At 27.6% G+C, this 25,214-nt stretch carries 27 protein-coding genes and 1 pseudogene; 11 read left to right on the top strand and 17 right to left on the bottom strand.

Annotated elements, in window-relative coordinates; all coding sequences use genetic code 11:
• Window positions 1–113: 113 nt before the first annotated feature.
• The 6 genes from AC5LG6_RS07210 to nadA are packed head-to-tail and all read right to left on the bottom strand — an operon-like array spanning window position 114 to window position 5,653.
• Entirely contained in the window at window positions 114–566 is a 453-nt protein-coding gene (locus tag AC5LG6_RS07210; protein WP_066221703.1) for a hypothetical protein, read from the bottom strand.
• Between the two features lie 4 nt (window positions 567–570).
• A complete protein-coding gene (gene lpxC, locus AC5LG6_RS07205; protein WP_066347820.1) occupies window positions 571–1,482 on the bottom strand; it encodes a UDP-3-O-acyl-N-acetylglucosamine deacetylase in 912 nt (303 codons plus the stop codon).
• Window positions 1,479–2,864, bottom strand: a complete 1,386-nt coding sequence (locus tag AC5LG6_RS07200; RefSeq protein ID WP_498586093.1) for a M23 family metallopeptidase — start codon at window positions 2,862–2,864, stop codon at window positions 1,479–1,481. Before AC5LG6_RS07200 ends, lpxC begins: the two co-directional genes overlap by 4 nt.
• Window positions 2,857–3,843 (bottom strand): DHH family phosphoesterase, encoded by a 987-nt coding sequence (locus AC5LG6_RS07195; protein WP_498586092.1) that lies wholly within the window; start codon window positions 3,841–3,843, stop codon window positions 2,857–2,859. Before AC5LG6_RS07195 ends, AC5LG6_RS07200 begins: the two co-directional genes overlap by 8 nt.
• Window positions 3,844–3,845: 2 nt before the next feature.
• Window positions 3,846–4,667 carry a carboxylating nicotinate-nucleotide diphosphorylase gene (gene nadC, locus AC5LG6_RS07190; protein ID WP_434259127.1) on the bottom strand — a complete coding sequence of 274 codons (822 nt, stop codon included), beginning with the start codon at window positions 4,665–4,667 and terminating at the stop codon, window positions 3,846–3,848.
• Window positions 4,664–5,653 (bottom strand): quinolinate synthase NadA, encoded by a 990-nt coding sequence (gene nadA, locus AC5LG6_RS07185; protein ID WP_120985714.1) that lies wholly within the window; start codon window positions 5,651–5,653, stop codon window positions 4,664–4,666. Before nadA ends, nadC begins: the two co-directional genes overlap by 4 nt.
• Window positions 5,654–5,744: 91 nt before the next feature.
• Here nadA and plsY point away from each other — a divergent pair, with 91 nt between their 5' ends.
• The 4 genes from plsY to prfB all read left to right on the top strand — a co-directional run bounded on the left by plsY (window position 5,745) and on the right by prfB (window position 8,541).
• Window positions 5,745–6,371 carry a glycerol-3-phosphate 1-O-acyltransferase PlsY gene (plsY, locus tag AC5LG6_RS07180; protein ID WP_148624087.1) on the top strand — a complete coding sequence of 209 codons (627 nt, stop codon included), beginning with the start codon at window positions 5,745–5,747 and terminating at the stop codon, window positions 6,369–6,371.
• Complete coding sequence (locus AC5LG6_RS07175) at window positions 6,368–6,679, top strand: dihydroneopterin aldolase (protein WP_105908967.1); 312 nt, start codon at window positions 6,368–6,370, stop codon at window positions 6,677–6,679. Before plsY ends, AC5LG6_RS07175 begins: the two co-directional genes overlap by 4 nt.
• A 55-nt stretch (window positions 6,680–6,734) precedes the next feature.
• A complete protein-coding gene (locus tag AC5LG6_RS07170; RefSeq protein ID WP_228280860.1) occupies window positions 6,735–7,349 on the top strand; it encodes a c-type cytochrome in 615 nt (204 codons plus the stop codon).
• 94 nt (window positions 7,350–7,443) lie between these two features.
• Window positions 7,444–8,541: a peptide chain release factor 2 gene (gene prfB, locus AC5LG6_RS07165; RefSeq protein WP_498586091.1), complete on the top strand. Its 1,098-nt coding sequence runs from the start codon at window positions 7,444–7,446 to the stop codon at window positions 8,539–8,541.
• Between the two features lie 73 nt (window positions 8,542–8,614).
• Here prfB and rpsR read toward each other — a convergent pair whose 3' ends face one another.
• The 4 genes from rpsR to holA all read right to left on the bottom strand — a co-directional run bounded on the left by rpsR (window position 8,615) and on the right by holA (window position 10,832).
• Window positions 8,615–8,881: a 30S ribosomal protein S18 gene (gene rpsR, locus AC5LG6_RS07160; protein WP_066156531.1), complete on the bottom strand. Its 267-nt coding sequence runs from the start codon at window positions 8,879–8,881 to the stop codon at window positions 8,615–8,617.
• Between the two features lie 17 nt (window positions 8,882–8,898).
• Window positions 8,899–9,390: a single-stranded DNA-binding protein gene (ssb, locus tag AC5LG6_RS07155; protein WP_066156534.1), complete on the bottom strand. Its 492-nt coding sequence runs from the start codon at window positions 9,388–9,390 to the stop codon at window positions 8,899–8,901.
• Window positions 9,391–9,413: 23 nt separating this feature from the next.
• Window positions 9,414–9,770 carry a 30S ribosomal protein S6 gene (rpsF, locus tag AC5LG6_RS07150; protein ID WP_066156537.1) on the bottom strand — a complete coding sequence of 119 codons (357 nt, stop codon included), beginning with the start codon at window positions 9,768–9,770 and terminating at the stop codon, window positions 9,414–9,416.
• A gap of 81 nt (window positions 9,771–9,851) precedes the next feature.
• Window positions 9,852–10,832 (bottom strand): DNA polymerase III subunit delta, encoded by a 981-nt coding sequence (gene holA / locus AC5LG6_RS07145; protein WP_066156539.1) that lies wholly within the window; start codon window positions 10,830–10,832, stop codon window positions 9,852–9,854.
• Between the two features lie 69 nt (window positions 10,833–10,901).
• On the opposite strand from holA, the gene fliW reads away from it, so the two are divergent.
• Window positions 10,902–11,276 carry a flagellar assembly protein FliW gene (fliW, locus tag AC5LG6_RS07140; protein ID WP_148624095.1) on the top strand — a complete coding sequence of 125 codons (375 nt, stop codon included), beginning with the start codon at window positions 10,902–10,904 and terminating at the stop codon, window positions 11,274–11,276.
• On the opposite strand, the gene AC5LG6_RS07135 is transcribed toward fliW, so the two are convergent.
• Window positions 11,271–13,127 (bottom strand): RNB domain-containing ribonuclease, encoded by a 1,857-nt coding sequence (locus AC5LG6_RS07135; RefSeq protein ID WP_498586090.1) that lies wholly within the window; start codon window positions 13,125–13,127, stop codon window positions 11,271–11,273. The two genes, fliW and AC5LG6_RS07135, sit on opposite strands and share 6 nt — an antisense overlap.
• Before the next feature lie 107 nt (window positions 13,128–13,234).
• On the opposite strand from AC5LG6_RS07135, the gene ilvC reads away from it, so the two are divergent.
• The 3 genes from ilvC to AC5LG6_RS07120 all read left to right on the top strand — a co-directional run bounded on the left by ilvC (window position 13,235) and on the right by AC5LG6_RS07120 (window position 16,294).
• The gene (gene ilvC / locus AC5LG6_RS07130; RefSeq protein WP_066156545.1) at window positions 13,235–14,257 is read left to right on the top strand and encodes a ketol-acid reductoisomerase; all 1,023 of its coding nucleotides are present in this window, start codon (window positions 13,235–13,237) and stop codon (window positions 14,255–14,257) included.
• Between the two features lie 171 nt (window positions 14,258–14,428).
• Window positions 14,429–15,469 carry a divergent polysaccharide deacetylase family protein gene (locus AC5LG6_RS07125; RefSeq protein WP_498586089.1) on the top strand — a complete coding sequence of 347 codons (1,041 nt, stop codon included), beginning with the start codon at window positions 14,429–14,431 and terminating at the stop codon, window positions 15,467–15,469.
• Between the two features lie 42 nt (window positions 15,470–15,511).
• Window positions 15,512–16,294: a DNA-processing protein DprA gene (locus AC5LG6_RS07120; RefSeq protein WP_498586088.1), complete on the top strand. Its 783-nt coding sequence runs from the start codon at window positions 15,512–15,514 to the stop codon at window positions 16,292–16,294.
• A 30-nt stretch (window positions 16,295–16,324) separates the two neighbouring features.
• On the opposite strand, the gene murC is transcribed toward AC5LG6_RS07120, so the two are convergent.
• Genes murC through AC5LG6_RS07105 form a run of 3 tightly spaced genes read right to left on the bottom strand, consistent with a single transcriptional unit; the run spans window position 16,325 to window position 19,654 of the window.
• Window positions 16,325–17,629 (bottom strand): UDP-N-acetylmuramate--L-alanine ligase, encoded by a 1,305-nt coding sequence (gene murC / locus AC5LG6_RS07115; protein WP_498586087.1) that lies wholly within the window; start codon window positions 17,627–17,629, stop codon window positions 16,325–16,327.
• A gap of 1 nt (window position 17,630) precedes the next feature.
• The gene (locus tag AC5LG6_RS07110) at window positions 17,631–18,218 is read right to left on the bottom strand and encodes a hypothetical protein (protein ID WP_066360732.1); all 588 of its coding nucleotides are present in this window, start codon (window positions 18,216–18,218) and stop codon (window positions 17,631–17,633) included.
• Complete coding sequence (locus tag AC5LG6_RS07105) at window positions 18,215–19,654, bottom strand: COG3400 family protein (protein ID WP_066156560.1); 1,440 nt, start codon at window positions 19,652–19,654, stop codon at window positions 18,215–18,217. The genes AC5LG6_RS07110 and AC5LG6_RS07105 overlap by 4 nt, the downstream gene beginning before the upstream one ends.
• 81 nt (window positions 19,655–19,735) lie before the next feature.
• On the opposite strand from AC5LG6_RS07105, the gene tgt reads away from it, so the two are divergent.
• From tgt to AC5LG6_RS07090, 3 genes are all read left to right on the top strand, one after another.
• Complete coding sequence (tgt, locus tag AC5LG6_RS07100) at window positions 19,736–20,857, top strand: tRNA guanosine(34) transglycosylase Tgt (RefSeq protein WP_148570500.1); 1,122 nt, start codon at window positions 19,736–19,738, stop codon at window positions 20,855–20,857.
• A gap of 157 nt (window positions 20,858–21,014) precedes the next feature.
• Window positions 21,015–21,305: an Asp-tRNA(Asn)/Glu-tRNA(Gln) amidotransferase subunit GatC gene (gatC, locus tag AC5LG6_RS07095; RefSeq protein ID WP_066168445.1), complete on the top strand. Its 291-nt coding sequence runs from the start codon at window positions 21,015–21,017 to the stop codon at window positions 21,303–21,305.
• Between the two features lie 4 nt (window positions 21,306–21,309).
• Window positions 21,310–21,651 (top strand): arsenate reductase family protein, encoded by a 342-nt coding sequence (locus tag AC5LG6_RS07090; RefSeq protein WP_066168260.1) that lies wholly within the window; start codon window positions 21,310–21,312, stop codon window positions 21,649–21,651.
• A gap of 47 nt (window positions 21,652–21,698) precedes the next feature.
• Here AC5LG6_RS07090 and AC5LG6_RS07085 read toward each other — a convergent pair whose 3' ends face one another.
• From AC5LG6_RS07085 to AC5LG6_RS07075, 3 genes and pseudogenes are all read right to left on the bottom strand, one after another.
• Complete coding sequence (locus AC5LG6_RS07085) at window positions 21,699–22,514, bottom strand: SH3 domain-containing protein (RefSeq protein ID WP_498586086.1); 816 nt, start codon at window positions 22,512–22,514, stop codon at window positions 21,699–21,701.
• A complete protein-coding gene (locus AC5LG6_RS07080) occupies window positions 22,504–22,728 on the bottom strand; it encodes a type IIL restriction-modification enzyme MmeI (RefSeq protein WP_498586094.1) in 225 nt (74 codons plus the stop codon). The genes AC5LG6_RS07085 and AC5LG6_RS07080 overlap by 11 nt, the downstream gene beginning before the upstream one ends.
• Window positions 22,729–22,767: 39 nt before the next feature.
• Window positions 22,768–25,203 (bottom strand): annotated as a pseudogene (locus tag AC5LG6_RS07075) (class I SAM-dependent DNA methyltransferase); the annotation flags it as partial.
• Window positions 25,204–25,214 lie beyond the last annotated feature (11 nt).

The raw sequence follows: 25,214 nt of genomic DNA, 5'->3' as shown, positions 1-25,214 counted from the left end.
TTAAATGGTTCCCATTTAAAAAGGAACCTTATCTTTTATAACTACTTTTTATAGCGGAGATTAAAAATCTCCTAAAAAGTAGCAAAAACCTAAAGTGCTTCAAAATGAAGCCTTTATACAGCCGGTAAATTATATATTGGCAAAGTATCTTTAGAAAAATCTATATTTTCTAAACTCTTTGGTAATTCAAAATCCGAAATTTTACACATATTTGGCAAAAAATCTACTTTAATCTCTTCATTTTCATTTATAAAATATTTTTTTCCTAATGCTTTTATTGGAGAATTTTGATTAAAAAGAAAGCCATTAGCTGCTAAAAACTCAATACCTTTTATCATAGTTATAGTTTTTAAAAAAATATAAGCAATTTTTATAGACATAAATGAACCAGGTGTATTTACATAAATTATAGTTTTTACATCAAACTCTTCTAATAAATCTTTAAATAAAATTGGCAACTCATCAGATGTTAAACCATTTTGTTCTATTTTTCTTAAAAGTTGTTTATCTTTATAAACACCAATTAAGAGTGGTTTTGAAATAGTTATAACTAAAATTTCTATCAAATTTTTACTCTGCACTCAACTGTTTTGCAAATGCAAGTTCAAAAACTTCAGCTTCACTACTTGCCTCTTCTAAATCAATTATTTCATAATTTTCTTTATCTTCATAAAGTTTTTTTGTCAAAAGATGATTTAAATGGTGACTTCCAGCAACAGCCTCATACTCACCAATCATTGTATACTCTAAAAGCGCCATATCTCCAATTGCATCAAGGATTTTATGTCTTACAAACTCATCTTCATATCTTAAACCCTCTGGATTTAGAATTTTTGTTTCATCCAAAACTATAGCATTTTCCATACTTCCACCAAGTGCTAAACCAATACTTCTTAAATATTGAACTTCATGTAAAAATCCAAATGTTCTAGCTTTTGCAATACTCTCTTTATACTCCTCTATTGAGTAATCAAAATGAAATTTTTGTTGCCCAATTGCAGGATGATTAAATTTAATCTCAAAGTCATACACAATTCTATTTGATGGTTTTAAACTTACTCTTTTTCCATCTTCTGTTGTAACAACAACCTCTTTTTTAATTTTTATTGCTTTTTTTGACTCTTCTTGCTCTTGTATTCCAGCCTCTTCAATTAGCATACAATATCCAGAAGCACTTCCATCTAAAATTGGAATTTCGTCATTATCTAAAACAACTCTTAAATTATCAATTCCATAAGCATAAATTGCAGATAAAAGATGTTCAATAGTAGAAACTACTACTCCATCTTTTCCTAAAACTGTTGCCATTTTTGTATCAACAACATACTCTTTTTTTAAAGGAATAGTAACAGCAGCATCGCTTCTATATATTACTATTCCACTATTTGATGGTAGGGGTTCTAATCTCATTCTCACAGGAACCCCTTTATGAAGTCCTATTCCAACAATTTCGATATCACTCTTTATTGTTCTTTGTTTCATTTTTTATTTCCATCTATAATTTTTATTGCACTATTTATTGTATTTGTAAGATTTAATTTCATCCAATTTGAATCTAACCACTCATTTGGATTTGCTTCAATTCCTTGAATTAAAATTCCAAAGTGTAAATGATCTCCAAATACAGCTCCAGTAGATCCTGTATTTCCAATTTCTTGTCCAGCAACAACCATATCTCCAACATCAACACTTTGAGAACTTGTATGTGCATAAAGAGATGCTATTCCTAAACCATGGTCAATAATAATACTCTCACCATAAATTCCTAAATAACCTCTGAATATAACTTTTCCAGGATTAGTTGTAACAATACTTGCTCTTTTTACACTAGCCCAATCCATTCCTAAATGCCATGCTTCATCTATTTTTTCATTATTATAAAAATAGTGTCTTCGCTCTCCAAACATTGCAAATGTTTTTGCATTTGTCATCCTTATAAAAGTCTTAACATCAAAAGGCATATTTTGACTATCTGCAAAATTCTTGATTACAACATTTCTCATAGTTGCTAGATTTTTCGCTCTTAAATCTTTATTTGCTTTTACAAAGATCTCAGCAGGATTTGTAGGAACCTCCATATTACTAAGTTCTAAAACATTTTTACTAACACTATAAATAAAATCATCACTAATATTTAAATTATCAACTTTTTCTTTAAATCTATCATAATAAAAAGGAACTTTAGCAGAAGCTTTGTTTCCTGCCATATCAATTGCAACAACCTTAACACCTTTAAACTCTTTTAAATCTATTGGCCATGTAATAATAGAGATATAAAAATTCTTTTTGTGAAATGGAAAAAGTTCAAAAATAACTTCATCATTGAATGTAACATAATAATCTTTTAAATTTTCATCATTTATTTCAACAATTAAAATTCCACTACCACCTTGTTTTATCATATATGAATTTGAAATAACACTAGCTTGTGGAGATCTTCTATCAATTATTAAATTTGTATCTTTAATAGCTTCATTTCCATCAAAAAAATTCCAACTACTACTATCTTTAGCTTTTACTCTTAAAATTGCATTTGTAGCTTTAAATCCATCTGTTGCTTTAAAAGGTTTTATTTCAAAAGTCAAAATTCCACTATTTGAATCTTCATTTACTAACTCATTTTCTAAAACATACTCTTTTTGATCAGCTATTAAGATTGTTTCAAAAGATTTTAATTTACTTTTATCTGCAACTTCAACTCTTATTGGAGTTTGTAAATTCCAATAAATATCTTTTTGATTAACTTCTGTTTGAACATAAATATTTGGTTCTTCTCTATCCAGAGTTAAAATAACACCTAGAACAATAACCACAACAACCATAACTGAAATACTTATATATAATAATCCACTTTTTTTATCCATAATATTTTATAACTTCCTTTAATACTAAATTTTTTGCAACTTCAACATCTTTTGTATCTATTGTACATCCTGATGCATTAAAATGCCCACCACCATCAAAAATAGAAGCTATTTTTGAGACATCAAGTTCATTTTTAGACCGCAAAGATACTCTACAAGCTCCATTTGTAAATCGTATAAAAAATGCGACTTGTACTATTTGCATACTCATAATCATATCAAGAGCATCTTCACAATCTCTAGCGTGTGCACCAGTAGTTTTAAACCACTCTTCAAGAGCATAAATAGTAGCTATTTCTCCATCTTTGTGAAGCTCCAAACTATCTAAAACTTTTGGAATGATTCTGTATTTTGCCAAACTATCTCTTCTTAAAAGCTTATTTGCAATAAATGATGGACTAGCACCACACTCAACCAAAAAGTTAACTTTTTTAAAAGTCTCTTCATCACATCTTCCTAAAGAAAATGCTAAGGTATCATCATATATACCGCAATAAAGTGACTGCGCACTATATTTTGATATGTTTAATCCATTATGTTTAAAAAACTCAAAAACAATCTCTGCTGTACTGCTTTTATATGGATCTACTATATTGATTGTGCCAAAATTATTATTTGAAGCATGATGGTCAAAATTTATAAGTGGTACATCTTTTGCTAAATCAAATCCAAGCCTTTTGTAAGTTCCACAATCAACACAAATTGCTAAATCATAAAAAGGTGGTAAAATATTCGTAATTTTATCAAATCTATTTAAAAAATCTAAATTTTTTGGTAAATCAGAACTAATATTAAAAACTTTATGTTTTATTTTGTTCTCTGAAAATAAATTTGATAAAGCCAAAGCACTTCCTATGGAATCTGGATCTGGATTTACATGAGTTATTATTAAAATGTATCTACTTTTTTCTATTAATTCTAAAGCTTTTGGATACAAACTCATATCTATTTTATTGCTCAAAATAAAATCTTTTTTCAAAATCAATCAACTCTCATTGAAAAGTCAAGCCAAGTTGCTTGATGAATTATACTTCCGCTACTAACAGCATCAACTCCTGTTTTTGCATATTCTTGTATAGTATCAAGATTTATATTTCCACTAGCTTCTACTAAAATATGGGGGTATTTTTCATCTCTATATTTTACAACTTCTTTTATTTGTTGGAATGTCATATTATCACACATTATAATATCAGCTCCAGCTTCCATAGCTGTTTCAACTTGAGAAAAAGTTTCACACTCAATTTCTATTTTTGTAACCCAAGATATTCTTTTTCTTGCTATTTTTACAAATTCTGCTAGATTTTCAATAGTTCTAAGGTGAGTATCTTTAAGCATCAAACAATCATCAAGACCCAACCTATGATTTATAGCTCCACCAACTCTTGAAGCATATTTTTCAAAATCTCTCAAATGTGGTCGTGTTTTTCTAGTATCTAATAAAACAACATCAAAACCATCTAGTTTTTCAACAAATTTGCTAGCCATCGTAGCTATTCCACTTGCGTGTTGAAGCATATTCAAAAAAGTTCTCTCGCTTGAAAGTAGTTTTGAAGCTTTTCCTTCTAGTTTAGCTAAAATATCTCCAGCTTGTATTTTATCACCATCTTTTTTTAGAAAATCAACTTTTATTTTCTCTGTTTGAGCCAAAGTTTCAGCATATTTAACACCAGCTAATATTCCATTACTTTTTGAAACAATTTTTGCTGTAAATTTTCCATCAGGAGCAATATCGTAGAATAAATCTCCTCTTCCGTTGTCTTCTGTTATTGCTTGCTTTACAAACCTTTTAATATGAATCATATTTCAAACATCCTTTCAAGAGCTATTTTTGCCCAATATCTTGTCTTTTCATCTACTTTTATCTCTGATAATTCGCTTATTTTATTCTCTTTTATAGATTTTAAAGTTAAATAAACATGCTCTAAAGTTGTCTCATTCATCGTAGGGCACTCTGGTTTTGTTGAGCTTAAAATATATGTATTTTTCTCTCTTAATCTATTAACCATATTAAACTCTGTTCCAACAACAACTTTTTGATCCTCTGGTAGCTCTTTTATAAATTTTATTAATTGTGAAGTTGAACCAACAAAATCAGCTTTATCGCAAACAGATGGATCACACTCTGGATGAACAGCTACAATAATACCTGGATATTTTTCTCTATAAAAATCTATATCATCAATATTAAATTGTTGATGAACACTACAAAAACCGTTATAGCAAATAATATCAGCTTCTTTTAAATTTGTTCCATCCCCAATAACTGCTGATTTCAATCCTAAGCTTTTTGCAAAATTTTGTCCTAAACATCTATCAGGTACAAAAAATATTTTTTTACCAGATTTCAGACCTTTTTCAATTATTTTGTAAGCATTTGAAGATGTACAAACCATTCCACCCATCTCTCCAACTCTAGCTTTTACACTTGCACTTGAATTGATATAAGTAATTGGTAAAATATCGTCATTTGATATTCCAGCTTCATTCATCTTTTTTAAATTTTCTAAAAAATAACCTTCATCAATCATTCTAGCCATTGCACAACAAGCAATTCTTGGCATTAGAACTCTTTTTTGTGGATTTAAAATTTTTGCACTCTCTCCCATAAATCCAACACCACAAAATACAACAAACTCTTTGTCGCTTTCCATAACTTTTTTTGCTAATTCAAGGCTATCACCAGTTATATCAGCTAATTCAAATACTTCATCTCTTTGATAAAAGTGAGCTACAAGTACAACATCTAGCTCTTTTTTTAGTTTTAAAATCTCTTCTTTATAATTCAATAATATTACCTTTTAAAAATTTTATTAAGTGAGAATATATCAAAAATTTAGTTATAATCTCATTTAATTTTAAAAACAACAAAGGTTATTGATGGATTTTTTTACAAATGAAAATATAATTTTTTATCTTTTAGCATATTTAATAGGTTCTATTCCTTTTGGTTTAATACTAGCAAAAACTTTTGCTGGTGTTGATATAAAAAATGATGGAAGTAGAAGTATTGGTGCAACAAATGTTTTAAGAGTAGTAAAAAAAACAAACCCTAGTTTAGCAAAAAAATTAGGTATTGCAACAGTTATTTTAGATGCTTTAAAAGGTACAATTTTACTTTTAGTTGGTATGTTTATTTTTAATTTAAGTGAGCAAACTCTTTGGGCAATGGCAGTATTAAGTGTTTTAGGGCACTGCTACTCTATTTATTTAGGGCTTGAAGGCGGAAAAGGTGTAGCAACAGGACTTGGAGTTTATATTGTTCTAATTCCAATTTCTACACTAATTGGTGCAATTGTTTGGTTTATTTGTGCAAAAGTTTTAAAAATATCATCTTTATCTTCACTTTTGGCACTAATTGCAGTAATTATTAGCTCTATTTTTATAAACGATGGTTTAAATATAGGTTCGAATGCTCCTATGTATTTGATTGCATTTATTATCATATACAAACATATTCCAAATATTATAAGACTTTTAAAAGGTGAAGAGAAAAAAGTGATATGAAAATAGAGATTGAACAACTTACTTTTAAATGTATTATTGGAATTCTTGATTTTGAAAGAGTAAAAAAACAAAAAGTTATAATCAACCTTAGCTTTGATTATGATTTTAGTAAAGATAATTTTATAGACTATTCAGAAGTTGCAAATCTTGTAAAAAAAAGTATGAAAAAGAATAAATTTGAACTTCTAGAAGATGCAGTAAAAACAATAAAAAAAGTTCTAGAAGATAGTTACACAATTAAAAATCTCAAATTAAAAATCTCAAAACCAAATATTTTAAAAGATTGTATAGTAAGTATTTCTTCTTAAAAAAATTTAGTAAAATTATGGTAAAATCTTGCATTTTTAAAAAAAGGATTTTATCTTGAAAAAAATTATTGCTTCTTGTGCGCTATTGTGTGGAGCTTCTCTTTTAGCTGACACTACTATGTGCTTTAAAGAAAACCACCCATCTATGGCAACTATTGAAACTGTTCCTCTAAATGGTGGAGCTTGTGGAGGAAAATACTCTATTAATGATATGAAAAAGAAGGGTTGGGTAGTTGATGATATTAAAATAAATGGTTCTAGTTATATTTATATCTTAAAAACTCAAGATCATGGAAAAACTATGGCTGGCGTTGCACCATCTGGAATTAGCCAAGAACAAATGGAAGCAAATATTCTTGCTAAGCTTGAAGCTAAACAAGAAGCTGAAGAGCAAGCTGCTATTGAAAAAGCTAATGAAACAATGTTAGCTGATGCAAAAGTTTTATACATAAATCAATGTCAAAGCTGTCATGGAGAAAAAGGTGATAAAACAAAAGGTAATTCAAAACTTAAAAATATAAGCCAAAAAGATATGGAACAAGCTCTAAGAGATTATGAATTAGGAATTAGTGAAGAGAAAAGAAGTTCTATTTATGGACCTGCTCATATTAATTTCTTAAATAACTCAAGCATAAAAGGTATAAAAGCTTATTTAGATAGTATTCAATAATTTTAAAGAGCTTATTGCTCTTTAAATGATATTTTATTTACTCACAACATATTTTAAAAAACCTCAAAATAGAAAAACTAAAGGATAAAGCTGTATGGATGCCTATGAATATTCAGAACTTCTAAAACTACTAAATACAAAACTAAACAATATAAAAGGGATTTTGAAGCCTGACTTACTAAATCAAAGATTACAAGAGATTATCGAACTTGAATCAAATCAAGATTTTTGGAATGATATTGACAATGCCACAAAAATTGGAATAGAAAAAAATAGAATTTTAGGAAAATTAAATAAGTTTAATAAAGCTTATGAGTCATTAAATGGTACAAATGAACTTTATGAGATGGCAAATAGTGAAAAAGATGAAGATACTTTAGAACTTTTATATGAAGAAGCTAATGATTTAGAAGATTTAATAAAATCAACTGAAATATCTGTAATGCTTTCAAATCCAGATGATACACTAAATGCGATTGTTACAATTCATCCAGGAGCTGGTGGAACAGAGTCTCAAGATTGGGCAAGTATATTGTATAGAATGTATCTTAGATGGGCAGAAAGAAATGATTTTAAAGTTGAAGTACTTGATTATCAAGCTGGAGATGAGGCTGGAATAAAAGATGTAAGTTTTGTAATACGTGGTGAAAACGCTTATGGTTATATGAAAACAGAAAATGGAATTCATAGGTTAGTGCGAATATCTCCTTTTGACTCAAATGCAAAAAGACATACATCTTTCTCATCTGTTATGGTGAGTCCTGAAATAGATGATAATATTGATATTGTAATAGAAGATAAAGATATTAGAATTGATACATATAGAGCAAGTGGTGCTGGTGGTCAGCACGTAAACAAGACTGAAAGTGCTATTAGAATTACTCATATTGCTACAAATATTGTTGTTCAGTGTCAAAATGACAGAAGTCAACATAAAAATAAAGCAAGTGCTATGAAAATGCTTAAATCAAGACTTTATGAACTTGAGCTTGAAAAACAAAGAGCATCAAAAGATACTGGTGATAAGAGTGAAAATGGTTGGGGACATCAAATTAGATCATATGTTTTACAACCTTATCAACAAGTAAAAGATAGTAGAAGTAATATTGGATATTCAAATGTAGAAGCAATTTTAGATGGAGATATTACAAAAATTATGGAAGATGTTTTAATAGCTACTAGCTCAAACTAATCTTCTTATTAAAAATAAATAAAAAAGGCTAGAAGAAAATCTTCTAGCCTTTTTATATTTTTAAAACAAAATCTTATAAAAATGATTTTGAATATGCACTATCAGATACATTTTGAGTATCTACGATATATGGAACAAGTGCCATATGTCTTGCTCTTTTGATTGCTTTTTCTACCATCTCTTGAGAATTTTTAGAATTTCCTGTAAGTCTTCTAGGCATAATTTTACCTCTTTCACTCATAGAAATTTTTAAAAGCTCAATATTTTTATAATCAATAAAATCTACTTTCATTTCAGTATATTTACAAGATTTTTTTCCGTATTTTCTTCTTTCAGCCATTGTTAACTCCTTATTTTCTAAAACGGTATTTCGTCGTCGATATCGATTTCAGGAATATTTTGCTCAACTCTTGATTGAGCTACTCTTCCTGCGCCTTGATTCGGATTGTACGAAGGTTCATTATATTGCTCTTTTGGAACTTGATTATAAGAGTTGTTTCCGTAAGAACTACCCTCATTTGAACCTTTACTATCCAACATTTTCATCTCTTCAACTCTTAAAGAGTGTCTGCTTCTAGAACTTCCATCTTGTGCAGTCCACTGTTCAAGAACCAATCTTCCTTCTAATAAAACTTTAGAACCTTTTTTTAAGTATTGGTTAGCAACTTCAGCACTTCTTCCAAACATATTAAACTCTAGAAAACAAACTTCTTCTTTTTGCTCTCCTGTTTGAGATTTATATCTGTAAGATGAAGCAATTGAACTTTTAGCAACTGCTGAACCACTAGGTAGATATTTTAATTCAATATCTCTAGTGAGATTTCCAACCATAATTGTCTTATTATACATAAAAGGCTCCTTATTTTAAAGCGTTACTTTGAAGCTCTTTTTATAGCTTCTTCACTCATTTTAGTCCATGAAGAAATCTCTTTTTTAGTTTCATATTTAATAAACATAAATCTAATAAGCTCTTCATTGTTTCTATAATTTCTTTCAATCTCTGCGATTGAATTTGCTGGCGCTTTAAAATAGATTACATAATAGTAACCTCTTTTACATTTTTCGATTTCGTATGCTAACTCTTTAATACCAATATTTTCAGTTGCAACTATCTCTGCACCATTTTTTTCAAATAGAGCCTTAACTCCATCAAGTTGTGCTACTGTCTCTTCTTCAGTTAAAGTAGGCTTTAAAATAAACATTGTTTCATAATGTTTTAATTTTGACATTCGTTCTCCTTATAGATTGTGCCGATTTTCTTTACATTCCCATTTCATCAGCAAGGATATTTTTTTGTAAAGTTTCGGATTTTATCTAAACAAAACTATAAATTTTCTTAAACTTGCTTGTAAATATAAATTTATATTATCAATTTTCTCTGTTTTTATACTCAATTCCAAATTTAAAATATAATCTAACATCTCTAAAAATTGTTTTGGTTTTATATTTATTGCTAGTTTTGATTTTTTTTCCCAAATATTTTTTGGGGGATTATAACCTAAAACTTCAATAGGATTTACAACTGCATAAATTCTAGCATGTGAACTAATCATAAAAAGTTGTTGAATAAATGAACTAATTTGATTTAAAATAAAAACCTCATTTAACCCCTCTTCTAAAAGAAGTGATAAATCATTTGATATATCTTTTGAAGCTATCAAATCGTGTAAAAAATCATCAAAATTTACACTTCCTACACCAAAACAGTGCAAATCTACTAATTTTGTAGTTACTCTTTCATTTAGAAGTGCTAATTTACTTAAATCATTTGTGCTAAGACTAATATTTTGTCTGTGCATAAAATATAGATGACTCAAAGCATTTTCATCATAATCGATTTTTAATCTTTTTGCCTCATTTTGTAAAAAACCTATAGCTTCATTTGGCATTAATGCAAAAAATCTAACTGCACAAGCATTTTGTTTAGCAGTAAAACTACTCTCCATAGATTTAAAATCAGCATCTCCAATACAAGCTAATATAAGTGTGCTATCTTTGTTTATATTTGCAGATTCAACAAGAGCATCTAACTCTTTTTTTGGAATTTTTTTATCTATTTTTATCAAAACTACATTGTTTGATGAGAATAAAGATGACTGAAGAAGTCTATCTTTGGCATATTTAAAATTATACTCTTCAAAATATAGTTTTTCTATCTCTTCATCTTTTGCTATTATTTTTGAGACTAAATAGGCATATTGCTCAACCAAAAACGTTGATTGACCATAAAACATATAAGAACTAAATCTTTTGTTTGCTTTTAAATATTTATCAAATTCACTTTTATACATGGTTAAAATATTACCCTAAGTTTACTTTTATTATAATTTTTCTTATTTTAATTACATAAGGGGTTTATCATGTATAAAGTTGTTCTTCCTATCTTAGGATTTGAAAGTTTTTCAAAAATAGAAGTAGAGAAATTAGACGAGTTCGTTTCTTTTTTAAAGTTTGAAGATGGTTCTAAAATATCTATTATAAATATAAATGTTTTAAACAAAGTTTCATTTGATTTTAAAATCGATGATAAAGCTTTAGAAGCTTTAAAAATAAAATCAAAAGATGATTTCTCTACTTATTTCATTTTGGTTTCTCAAGAACCAGTTGAACACTCAATCATTAACTTAGTTGCCCCAATTTTCATAAATGAAAAAGAGAAACTAGTTGGTCAATATGTTACAAGCGAAAAAGTTGAACCATATTTAGCATCTTTAAATAAGTGTGTAAACTTATAATAATTTAGCAACTATTAATTTAGTTGCTAAATTACTAGAAACTATTTTTACTTTATGTTTTGAAAATAGTTTTTGTCCTTTATAATTTTCTATAGTTAATTTTAATCCAATCATATTTTCATAACAAACACCCTTTGCTCTTTCCATATCAACTATTTTTACTTTTATTTCACCACCAATATTATCTTTTGCCCATCTAGCATATTTTCTATCTTCAAAATCCCAGACAAGTTTATCTATTTTTCTCTCTTGTTCTGAAATATGAGTACAAATATCATCTATATTTTTTGGTAATTTTTTGGTCTTTAAAATTCTATGAAGAACTAAATCAGAGTATCTTCTTATAGGACTTGTAAAGTGTGAATATGATTTAAACCCCAAACCAAAGTGCCCTAAATTTTTTGAGCTATATTTTGCTTGAGTTAAACTTTGAATAACAAGTTCATCTATCTCATCTCTTAAAAATAGTTTATTTGATTCTTCTTGAATATGAGAAATTGTTTCATGTACATTATCTTTTAATTTTGCCTTTACTCCCAAAATATTAACATCATCAATTAATTTTGATATAGCCTTAAAATTTGGCTCTTCATGAATTCTAAAAATTCCCAAAGCTCCAACTTTTTTACTAGCTTCAATATTTGCTAAAAGCATACACTCTTCTATTAATTGATGAGAAGCTGTTGATTTTTCTACTTCAATATTTTCTAATAAACTATTTTTTAATTTAAGTCTATTCTCAGATGTTCTAAAGTCATAACCTTTTTTTAATCTATCTTCTCTAAATTTTTTTGTAATTTCATAAAGAGGAAGAAGATAATCAAAAATTCTCTTTTCATTTTCATTATATTGGTCAAGTTTATTTTCTAAAACTCTATCAATTCTTCCATATGAAAAATTTCTATGATTTTTTATAGTTGCACAAAATAGTTCACTATGTTGCACTTTTAGATTTTTTATGTCTAACTTTAGCTTAAAAACATAAGCATATCTATCTTCATTCTCTTTAAGTGAACACAAATTTTCACTTAAAATTGAAGGAAGCATCGGCAATGTTCTACTTGGTAAATATATTGTTGAAGATTTTTTAAAAGCCAAAATATCAAGTTTACTTCCCTCTTTTACAAAATGAGAAACATCTGCAATTGCTACAAAAAGAGTGCTATTTTCTTTGTCAAAAAAGATAGCATCATCATGGTCTTTTGCACTATTTGGATCAATCGTACAAAATGGTAAATCTCTTAGATCAACTCTTTCTTCTTTTTTAGACTCATCTTCAACAACCTCATCCAGTTCAATTTTCTCTTCATCCCTATAAAGCTCTTCATAAATATACAAACTTATAAATTCATCTATTTTTGCATCATTCAAATTTCCAATAAACTTAATCTCTTTAAACTCTTTGTTATCTATGATTAAAACATCTCCATTTTCATAAGTTTTTGTGTTTTTACTAGGTAATTCTATATTCTCTTTTAATGTAAAAAAAGAGCCATCTTCAACATATACTAAGATTTCAGCTTTTTTTCCTTCAAGTACTTTTATAACTTTAGCTTTGATTTTACTTCTTGGATTAAAAACTCTTTTTGCTAAAATTAAATCATTATTAAATGCTCCATTTAATGCATCCAATTCTAATTTAATATTTTTTATTGGATTTACTAAATCTTCTAAAATAGCAAAATTCTTCTCTATTTTTAAAACTCCAATTTTATATTTTGAATTTATCTCAAAATCTTCACCATTTTTTACTATTATCTCATCTTTTATATAATCTTCTATTATATTTTTTTCATCTTGCGAAAAATTAAATATCTTGTTTTCAATTTTTGTAAATATATTTTTTAGCAATTCTTATCCTTTTATTTGCACTATTATATAGTTTTTCTTTTAAATCTAATATTTATATATATTTTTGTATAATCTTGCTAAATTTTTAAAAAATAGAGGGTAGATAAATGGCAATAAATGTATTCTATGACAAAGATTGTAATATAGAGTTAATAAAATCAAAAAAAGTTGCAATGATTGGATTTGGTTCACAAGGACATGCACACGCTGAAAATTTAAGAGATAGTGGTGTAGAAGTTGTTGTTGGATTAAGAAAAGATGGTAGTTCTTGGAAAAAAGCTGAAGCTAAAGGTTTCAAAGTTTTAACAGTTGCTGAAGCTACAAAAATTGCTGATGTTGTTATGATACTTTTACCAGATGAGAGTCAATCTGAAATTTATGAAAAAGAGATTAAACCAAATCTAAAAGATGGTGCTTATTTAGCATTTGGACATGGATTTAATATTCACTATAAAAGAATTATTCCTTGTAAAAAAATGAATGTTATGATGGTTGCTCCAAAAGCTCCAGGTCATACAGTTAGAAGCGAATTTACAAAAGGTGGAGGAATTCCAGATTTAATTGCAGTTCATCAAGATGCATCTGGTGATACAAAACAAGTTGCTCTTGCTTATGCTAGCGCAATTGGTGGAGGAAGAACTGGAATTATTGAAACTACTTTCAAAGATGAAACTGAAACAGACCTATTTGGTGAGCAAGCAGTTCTTTGTGGTGGAGCAACGGCTTTAGTTCAAGCTGGATTTGAAGTATTAACAGAGGCTGGTTATGAACCAGAAATGGCATACTTTGAGTGTTTACATGAGTTAAAACTAATTGTTGACTTAATGTATGAAGGTGGGATTGCTGATATGAGATACTCTATTTCAAATACAGCTGAATATGGAGATTATGTTTCTGGACCTAGAGTTATCAATGATGAGTCTAAAAAAGCTATGAGACAAATCTTAAAAGAGATTCAAAATGGAGTATTTGCTAAAGATTTCATACTTGAAGGACAAGCTGGATACCCAAGAATGAATGCTGAAAGAGCATATACAAGAGCTTCTTTACTTGAGCAAACAGGTGTTAAATTAAGAAATATGATGCCTTGGATTGCTTCTAAAAAAATAGTAAATCAAGAGACTAACTAATTATTTTAAGAGGTTTTCCTCTTAAAATAAAAATATCTTATGGCAAAAAGAACAAGAAAAAAAAGAAAAATTTCACCTATAAAAAAAACCTTAAGGAAAAGAAATCTTGCAAGAAATTTTATAGTACTTTTATCTCTTATTTTTATACTTCTACTATTTGCTTATTTTTTCTTGAGTAAAAATAATCAAGCAGTAAACTCCTCTTCTAACAATAACATCTTAGAATCTCAAAAACTATATACAAATGATGAAATTATGGAAGAAATTATTCAAAATCTAAATCCTGATATAAAAAATAATATTTTAGAAAAAGATTTAGAAGAAGAAAAAACAAAAAAAGAGAGTTTTGAAGAAGAGCTAAAAAAAGATATTTCCAAAGAGGTTTTTGAAAGACAAAAAGAGATTGAAAAATCAAAAATTGAACAAAAAATCGAAACAAAACAGTCAAAAGAGATAGAAGATGAGATAATTGAAGAAAAATCTCAAATAGAAAAGCCTATAACAAAACAAAAAAAAGATTTAATAACAAAAAAAGATAACTACAAATATGATTTAAAAACTAAACCAAAACTAGTGATTATAATCGATGATGTTGTATCAAAAACACAAAAAGATAAAATCTTAAATATTGGATATCCTATAACTATGGCATTTTTACCACCTAATAGTGGTCATAAAGAATCTGCAATTATTGCCCAAAATTTACCTTTTCATATGATACACTTTCCAATGCAAGCTTCTAAGAACTTTAAAAATATTGAAGTTAATACTTTAAATATATCTGATAGTTATGAAACAATAGAAGCAAGAGTAAAACAACTTAGAGTTTTATATCCAAATGCTACTTATACAAATAACCATACAGGTTCAGTTTTTACAGAAAATTATGAAGCTATGGACAAACTTTTTCGTGCATTAAAAAAATATAATTTTATATTTGTAGATAGTAGAACAACTCCAAACTCTGTAGCAAAAGAGTTATCTATAAAGTACCAAATGCCTTATATTGTAAGAGATACTTTTTTGGACAATGATAGAAGCTTTACAGCTATTCAAAATCAGCTAAAAGATGCAATAAGAGTTGCCAAAAAACAAGGTTTTGCAATAGCTATTGGACACCCTTATGAAGTTACTTTCCAAGTTTTAAAAGAGTCAAAACATCTTTTAAATGATGTTGAGCCAATATTTTTAAACAAACTTCCATATTTATAAAAATTTAGTTAAAATAAATATAAAAATTATCAAGGGGTGATTATGATAAATCAATTTGATTTTAAAATCAAAGAGCTTGAAAATATGAAAAAATACCCGAAAGAACTATATTTTATAGGAAATACTCAACTTTTAAAAAGAAAAAAAATCTCTATCGTAGGCACAAGAAGACCTTCAAATTATACAAAAGAGTTTACATATAAACTAGCTTCAAAACTATCTCAAAATGGAATTTGTATAGTAAGTGGTGCTGCCATGGGAGTTGATAGCATTGCACATAGTGGGGCTGGATTAAACAACACTATAGCGGTTGTAGCAAATGGTTTGGATATAAGATATCCTAGTGTAAATAAAAATCAAATTATTGAGATTGAAAAAAATGGCTTAATTATCTCAAGTTTTAAAGAGGGTGAAAAAGCAAGATTATATAGCTTTGTACAAAGAAATGAGATAGTTGTAGCTTTAGGTGATAAATTAATAGTTACTCAAGCTGATTTAAACTCTGGAAGTATGACATCTGTAGAGTTTGCAATTAAACAAAACAAAGAGATTTTTGTTTTACCACATAGAATAAATGAGAGTTTAGCTACAAACGAACTAATCAAAAAAGGCTTAGCAAAAGCAATTTACGATATTGATGAGTTTATAGAAGATATTGTTGGGGTTGGCCTTTTTGGATTTGAAAATAGTTTTGATGAGATTTTAGAGTATTGCAAAAGTAACCCAATTTATGATCAAGTACTTCTAAAATATCCAGATAAAATATTAGAGTATGAGCTAGATGGTAAAATAGCTATCAAAGATGGAAAAGTTTTTGTGCTTTAGTATAAATATTAATAGATATAAATCTATCTATTAATATCTTAATTGATAAGTTATATCTCCAGCTCCAACACCTAAAAATATACCCTCATCATAAGTTTTTATGATTTTATCATCTTTTATAAGCTCTATTTTACCTTTGTATGAAACTACTCTATCAGCAAAAATTGGATCATAAGAGGCAAACTCTTTTTCAAAATCAATATCTATTTTTTTCTCACCAGCAACTGTCCAAAGTGGAAGAATAATTAACTCATCACATCTTCTAAAACACTTTTTAAAACCTTCAAGATTATCACTTGTTCTACTATATTTATGTGGTTGCCAAAGAACTATTCTATTGTTAAAGTTTGTAAGATTATCATATAACTCAACTGATTTCATAGTTGCTTCAATCTCTGTTGGATGATGTGCATAATCATCAATTACCACAAATTTTTCATTTGATTGAACAATATCAAATCTCTTTTTAATACCTTTATAGTTTAAAAGATTTTTTCTAATAGTCTCAATATCAAGTTCGTTTAAAGCGGCCATTATTGCCAAAGAAGCATTTGATGCTATATGAAAACCAAATCCCCAAACTTCAAAAGTACCATAATCTTTTAAATCAAATTTTGTGCAAGGTTGCCCATCTTTTAAAGTGTAACAAAGATTTTTTATATCTTTTGATGGATACAGATATGTTGCATCCTCAATTTTTAATTTTTGAATATCTTTATCTTCACCATTTACAACTCTCTTTTTTGCCAAACTTAAAAAAGTTTCATACGACTCATAAAATTTATCATAATCATAGTGATAATATTCCATATGCTCAGGCTCAGCATTTGTAACTATTGCACAATATGGATTTGAAAGTAAAAAAGATGCATCGCTTTCATCAGCTTCAAAGGCAACTGTTTTATCTACATATCTAAAATTACTTCCAAACTCTTTTGAAATAGCACCAATTAATGCACTACTTTGTAAAATAGTTGCTAATATTGCTGTTGTAGTAGATTTTCCGTGAGCACCTGCAACACAATAATTTTTCTTATCTCCTAAAATTATAGGTAGTGCCTCTTTTCTTGAAAGAGTTCTGATTTGTTTAAGTCTTGCTTCTATTAACTCAGGATTCTCATCTGTAACTGCTGCTGAATAAATTACTAAATCTAAATCATCACTTATATTTTTTGCCTCTTGCGGACAAGATACTTTTATTCCCTCTTTTTCTAACTCTTTTGTAATTGAAGAACTTTTCATATCGCTTCCACTTACGCTATGCCCATCAAAATTCAAAAATCTAGCTAGTGCAGAAAGCCCTATTCCTCCAATTCCTATAAAATGAACTCTCAAATTATTTCCTTTTTTCGATTAAATGTTTTAAATTTTCATACTCTTTTTGTAAAAACTCTTGGTGATTTTTCAAAAAATCATCTACATCAAAATTAAAAGTTGTAATAAAATACCCATACTCTTCTTTAGATTCAAGCTCATCTTTATCAACAAACTCTTCATAAAAATCTTCAAAATCAAGCTCTTTTGATAAATTTACAATTAAAACTTCCATATTTTTTTTCAAAAAATCATCATTAATACTATTTGCAAGAGTAAAAAAAAGTGCTTTTGCTAATTCAAAATCACTATTTGACCATTTCTCAATAGCAAGTTCATAAAAAGCTCTGATAGTTAAAAAATCAATATTTTCTAGTTTTAATAACTCATTTTTTTCTAATTTTTCTTCAAGATTAAGAGTAGCAACTTTTAAAATCTCTTCATAAATTTTGTTTGTTTTTTCTTCTTCTAAATCTAAAACTAGCATAGTGTCTAAAATTTCATACATCATCTCTATATTTTGATTTTTTATTGAATTTTGCATTGCTGCTTCTAAATATATTAAAAAATCTGGATTTGTTCTAGCTTCGTTTAAATCGTTTTTATTCATTTTTGTACCTGTTCTTCAGAAATTGGAATTAAGATTTGATTAAATTTATTCATATCAAAAGCAACTAAATCACTATTTGTATAGAAGAACTTAATAAATGACCTTTTTTTAAACATTTTTTGTTTTAGAGGTAAGATTTGTAACATCTCTTTTTGTTTTTTTAACTCTCGTATTGGATTTTCAACACCTTTTATAATCTCTAGTTTTTCATTAAAGATTTTTGCCAAATTTTCATAGTGGTCTAGTAAACTTACTTGATTATCTTTTTGTCCTATTGGATCATAATCAAATATTTTTGTTTTTAATTTTAACTGAGTAGCAACATCAAAAACTATTGGAGAAATCTGTTCATAACTTCCACTATCATTTAAAACAACTCCAACATTTTTTGAAGCTTTTAAACTCTCTTCTCCCATTTTAAAAATTGGAATTTTTAGCTCTAAAAGAAAATTTAATTTATATAAATCTTTGAACATAGATTTTGTCAAAATAAGCAAACCAATATTATATTTCCTGCTATCTTCTTTAATTATCTCTTTAAATCCTAAATTCGCATAATCTATTTGCAAAATTATTGTAGGAAAATATTTTAATTCATTTTTGATAAGTTCCATAATTGCTACAGTTGTAGGTCTTGTAACTTTTACAATAAGTAAAGAGTTTTTTAATTTTTCATTTAGATATTTTGCTTCATCAAGAGCTTTTTTTACACTCTTTTCATCTTCTAAATATAGATCCAAATATAAGTAAATTTTACTTCCAAATGGCATAGGAAATTGACCTTGAGTTTTTCCTATAACATTATAAATATTCATCAAAACAGTTGGTTTTCCAATAACCAAAATCAAATCATTTGGTTTTAAAACTAAAGATGATTTTAGATTCATTAATTTTTGATTTCTATAAAGACCAAAAATTCTCCAATCTTTTTGTTCAATAGAGTCAATAGAACGATAAGCATAAGAGCTTCCAAATGGAATTTTTATCTCCATTATTTCACCTTGCTTTAATCCAATATTTTGAGCTAAAACAGGTACATTTGGTAATCTTTCAACCATTCCATTTGCTAAAACATCAATTCCTTTGTAAATACTAACCATTGGGTCTTTTATATTTATTCCCCAATAATCTAAAATAGTAATTTGAAGATTTTTTTTGTATTCTCTAATATTTTTAATAACACTCATCATCTCATCTTTTGAACTAAGTGCCATTAAAACTTCACTATGGATATTTTTGTCAAGAACCATTGATAGTTTTGAATTTGAAGTAGGATCAAATTTATAGAATGTAAAATTTGATGGCTTTTGAATAGGTAAAATCACATCATTCATATATACAACATCATAGTTGTTATCACCTGTATTTGACTCTACAATTCTTTGCAAAAGCTTCTTTGCAACTATTCCATCAAGTATAATTAATATCTTTTTCATGGGCGAAATTATATCTTAAAAAGTTTAATAGTAGATTTTAGATAGAATATAATCTTAATTAAAAAAAGGTTTATAATATTTATGGAATTTCAAATTAACGCAACTTCACAAGGGGCTAGAGCCTGTACAATTAAAACAGCACATAGCACTATTTTAACTCCTGTTTTTATGCCTGTTGGTACTCAAGGAACTGTAAAAGCTCTTGATGCAAACGATATGTTAGAAATGGGTGCAAAGATTATTTTAGGAAATACTTATCACTTATATTTAAGACCAGGAAGCAAACTAATAAAAAAGTTTGGTGGACTTCATGGTTTTTCAAAATTTCCAAACTCATTTTTAACAGATAGTGGAGGTTTTCAAGCCTTTTCACTAAGTGATAATAGTAAACCAGATGAAAATGGGATTATGTTTAAATCTCATATAGATGGAAGCAAACACTACTTTACACCAAAAAGTGTTTTAGATACTCAATATGATTTGGGTAGTGATATTATGATGATTTTGGATGATTTAGTTGCCTTGCCAAATACAAAAGAGAGAATTGCTAAATCAATTGAAAGAACTACAAAATGGGCCAAAGAAGCTATTGAATATCACATGGAACAAAAATCAAAAGGTATTGGGGTAAATCAAAATATCTTTGCAATTATTCAAGGTGGCACAGATAAAGAGTTTAGAAAACTAAGTGCCGAACAACTTTGTGCAATGAGTGATTATGATGGTTTTGCAATTGGTGGATTAAGTGTTGGTGAACCAAATGCTGATATGTACGAAACTGTAGAGTGGACTACACAATTTATGCCAAAAGATAAACCTAGATATTTAATGGGTGTTGGAACACCTGAAGATTTGATAGAAAATATTGAACGTGGTGTTGATATGTTTGATTGTGTAATGCCTACAAGAAATGCAAGAAATGGAACACTTTTTACAAGTTTTGGAAGATTGAATATCAAAAAAGCAGAGTTTAAAGAAGATATTAAACCAATAGATGAAACTTGCTCTTGTTATACTTGTAAAAATTTTACACGAGCTTACTTAAATCATCTTTTAAGAGCTGGTGAGATAACTTATTTTAGATTGGCTTCTATACACAATATATATTACTATTTAGATTTAATGAAACAAGCTAGAGAGGCTATTTTAAAAGATAATTGGATTGAGTTTAAAAAAGATTTTTATGCTAAAAGAGGCAAATAAATCTTTTTTTTGATAAAATAGGCAAAAAATTTAAGAGCAACTCGTTGCTTTCTTTAGGATTTTGCTACTTTTAGTTAAATTTATTTAACGCTAAAAAGTAGTATTTAAATATTTTGGTTACCTTTAAAAGGGTAACCTTTTAAAGGAAAAATTTATGATAACTGTAGATGATAATTTAATAGCAAAATTAGAAAAACTTTCAAGTTTGAAAATAGAAGATGATAAAAAAGAGAAAATAAAAAGTGATATTTCTCAAATGCTTGAGTTTGTAAACAACTTAAATGAAGTTGATGTTTCAAATGTTGAAGCAATAGCAAGTACAGTAAAAGGTGGAACTCCTTTTAGAGAAGATATTGCCGTTTCAAGCAAAGAGATTTCTGATGCAATTTTAAAAAATGCACCAAAGAGTGAAGATAACTACTTTGTAGTTCCAAAAATTATAGAGTAAAAATATGATAAAAGTTTACGGTATAAAAACTTGCGGAAGTGTACGAAATGCTTTGAAGTTTTTCAAAGACCACAATATAGAAGTTGATTTTGTAGATTTTAAAACTACAAAAGTAGATTTAGAAACTGTTAAAAAATGGTCACAAAAAGTTGATATAAATATACTTTTTAACTCAAAAGGTACTAAATACAAAACGATGAATTTAAAAGAGTTAAATCTTGATGAACAAGGTAAAAAAGAGTATCTTGCAAATGAACCTATGCTTTTTAAAAGACCAGTTATAGAGTATGGTGATAATTTAATAGTTGCTTGGGATGAAGAAGAGTATAAGAAGATTTTTTTATAAATCTTTTTTGAGTTGTCAAGTAATACTTGACAACTCAAATTTATTATTTAATTTAGTTTTTTTGTAGATTTCTTAGCAATCCATCCAATTACAGTTTCTTTTCGTTTTTCATCAAAATATTCAACTTGTAACCAATAAGCTTTATTTTCTATTATTAAAAGTTTTTGATTAGGATAAACCTCAGCTATTTTTTTTGATTTTGTATTAGATTGTTCTCTTACTTCTGCATTTTTAGTAACTTCGTAATATTGCTCTTGCTTTAATAATTTAGAAAATTTATTATCTAGCTCTTTTATCATTTCTTGAGTTTTAATATATTCTGAATTATCAGGGAATGAATAAATATACAATGCAAATAATAAACTAATTATTGAAATTATTCTATCAAATGTTATTAAATCTTTTTTAGTAAAATCTTTTTTTTGTTCTATTTTCTTATTTATTTCTTCAATATCTTCATATTTTATATCAAAAGTAAACTTATCATCAATTTTAAGTTTTTTTGAAAAATTATTTAGATCTTCAATAAAATCTTTATCTACTTCAAAATTTTCTTTTAATTGTTTATATGTTTCTCCTAATTCTAAAAAAGTTGAATTATTAAATACTCTTTGAAAAGTTTTTATATTTTCTAAAATAGACTTATCAATTTTAGGTAAATTTATTAAAAATTTATTTTGTTGCATTATATTAGACAATTCCATTTGCTGTTTGATTATTGGAGCAAAAGTATCATTTAAATTTTTAGAAATTTCTAATTGTTTTTTAAAGACTTCATTTAAATCACTATTATTTAGAATTTGAGCTAATGGACTTAATTGTTGACTAATTTCTCCTAAAATTTTAAAAATTCTATTGTTCATTTACATACTCTTCATACAATCCAAATAAAAACTCAATTCTCTCTTTATCGTTTTTAAATAATTTTGAGCCATAGCAGTTATCAACAGCTTTATCTAACTCTTGATGAGCTTTTTTTAGATTTGGTGGCATAGAAAGCGGGTCGTAAAGGTCAGCTAAACTACAATCACTAAATTGTGAACGAATATTTAAAACATTTTGTGCTTTCTCTTCCACAGCTTTTTTTTGTTTTTCACTTACATTTTTTGGAAATGGATAGTTGTTGTAAACCAAATCTTTTGAATATCTATAATCACTTTTTAACCTTCCACAAGTATATTTAACCCATGCCATGTGCATAAGCGAAGTAAGTTGTCCAAATAAAAATAAATCTCCGTTCGGTATAGATAAACAAGTATCACTAACAATATAATTTCTATCAAAAAATCCCATTGGAATATACAATCTTCTTTCAGAAGAAACTCTTGGAACCACAATAAATGTATTTGGTCTATTTCTATCCCTAAATAATGTTGGAGTTAAAGCGTGTTTTTGAGTAGATACAGCAGGACTACTTTCTCTAAAAATTTTAACTTTTTCAACTCTTTCCAAAACAGTTGGCATATTTCTAAGTTCTTTTGGACTTATATTTTCAAGCCATAAACACCATCTTTTTTTATTGTTAAGAAATTCTCTTGCACTTATTAATGATAAAATATAATTTTTTGCATTTGGTTCTTTTTTGAGAAATTCTTCTAATTCTTTATCTTCTATAATTAGATTTCCTCCATCAAGTGGCATATTTCCAAAGTTCATTTTTGGAATTTTACACATTGGATTATTTCTTGATTCTATGATTAAATCATCTCCTTCTACTAAATAAGGATTGATATTTTTTACACTTTTTTCAAGTGCATCACTTTTGATATTTTCATATTCAAATATTTTTTTATTTGTTGTATCAAAAGAGGCAAATCCTACAATTACAACATGTACAGCTGCATTTGATTTTGCTTCATTACTCCAATTGAAAGTTTGGTGTGCAAAGTGGATTTTTATTCCATAGTTTGAAAATAACTCTTTCCACAAAATACCAACTTGCTCACCTTGAACTATTGAATTTGTAGATACAAAAGCCACTTTTATTTTTCTATTTTGAATATATTTTGAAGCTTTTAAATACCAAGCAGCTACATAATCTAAAACTTTTCCATTTTTTACATTTGAAAAAATAGTTTCCATTTCTTTTCGTTGATTTGAATTTAAAAGTTTTGAACCTATAAAAGGTGGATTACCCAAAATATAAGTTAGTTTTTCTTTACTTATTACATCTTCTCAAGATATTTGAAGTGAGTTTGCATGAACTATATTTGCTGATTTTTTCAAAGGAAGTCTTACAAAATATTGCCCAAAATGTTCACTAATAATCATATTCATTTGATGATCAATTAACCACATTGCAACTTGAGCTATTTGAGCTGGAAACTCTTCAACTTCAATTCCGTGAAATTGATCAACATCACACCAAACAATTGAAGATATATCAAGTACATTTTCACTATAAAGAATTTTTAGTATCTCAAGCTCTAAAATTCTTAATTCTCTATAAGCAATAATTAGGAAATTTCCACTTCCACAAGCTGGGTCTAAAAAGTGTAGAGTTGATAACTCTTTGTGAAATTCAGCTAGTTGTTTTTTATTCTTTTTTACTTTTTCAAACTTTTCATAAAGTTCATCTAAAAATAAAGGACGAATTAGTTTTAAAATATTTGCTTCACTTGTATAGTGAGCTCCCAAATTTCTTCTATGCTCTTTGTCCATAATTGATTGAAAAAGTGAGCCAAAAATAGCTGGAGATATTTTGCTCCAATCAAGATAACAGCACTCAAGAAGTATATCTCTCATTTTACTATCAAATGATGGAATAGGTAAAAACTCCTCAAAAAGTTTTCCATTTACATAAGGAAAAGTTGCCAAGCTCTCATCAAGATTTTTTAATCTTTTTTCAAAAGGAGTATTTAAAACTTGAAAAAGTTCTGTTAGTTTACTTCCTAAATCACTTCCATCTTCGCTAGTTTTATTTTCCAAAAATTCAAGAAATGCTCTTTTTTCAAAAATAGATGTATCTTCGGCAAATCCTAAAAATAGAAGTCTTACTAAAAAAAGTTCCAAAGGATGTCCATCGTATCCAACATCTTTTAACTTATCGTGAAGTTTTCCCATCATTTGGGCAGCTTGTATATTTATAGGGTCTTCTGCAACTACTTTATGCTTTGTGTAACCTGCAATAAAGCCAAAAAGATGAACATTTTTATAGAGTTCATTTAGTGTAAATTCATAGTTTTTATCCTCTTCCAAATCATAAAGTTTGAAAGTTTCAAAATCAGAGATAAGTATATATTTTGGAAGTTCAGCTTCTTTAAGTCCTGGAAAATAATCCATTGCTTGAGTATAAGCTTTTGCTAAATCTTTACCTCTTGATTTATGCTCAACTAAAAGTGTACCTTTCCAAAAAAGGTCAATTCTTCCTCTTTGTTCACCTAATTTTTTAACTGGCTCTTCAAAAGATGCTACTCTTTTTCTACTAATTCCAAAAATATTAAAAAAATCATTCCAAAAGCTTTGAGATTCTGCATGTTCTCTTTGCTCTTTTTCCCACTCTTTTGAAAAATTTATTGCCCTATTTTTTATCTCATTCCAACTTAATGCCATTTTGTAACCTT

This window comes from Arcobacter thermotolerans, assembly GCF_983172305.1.
Note: the sequence above shows the minus strand (reverse complement) of the source record. Positions and strands in the feature narration are given on the sequence as shown.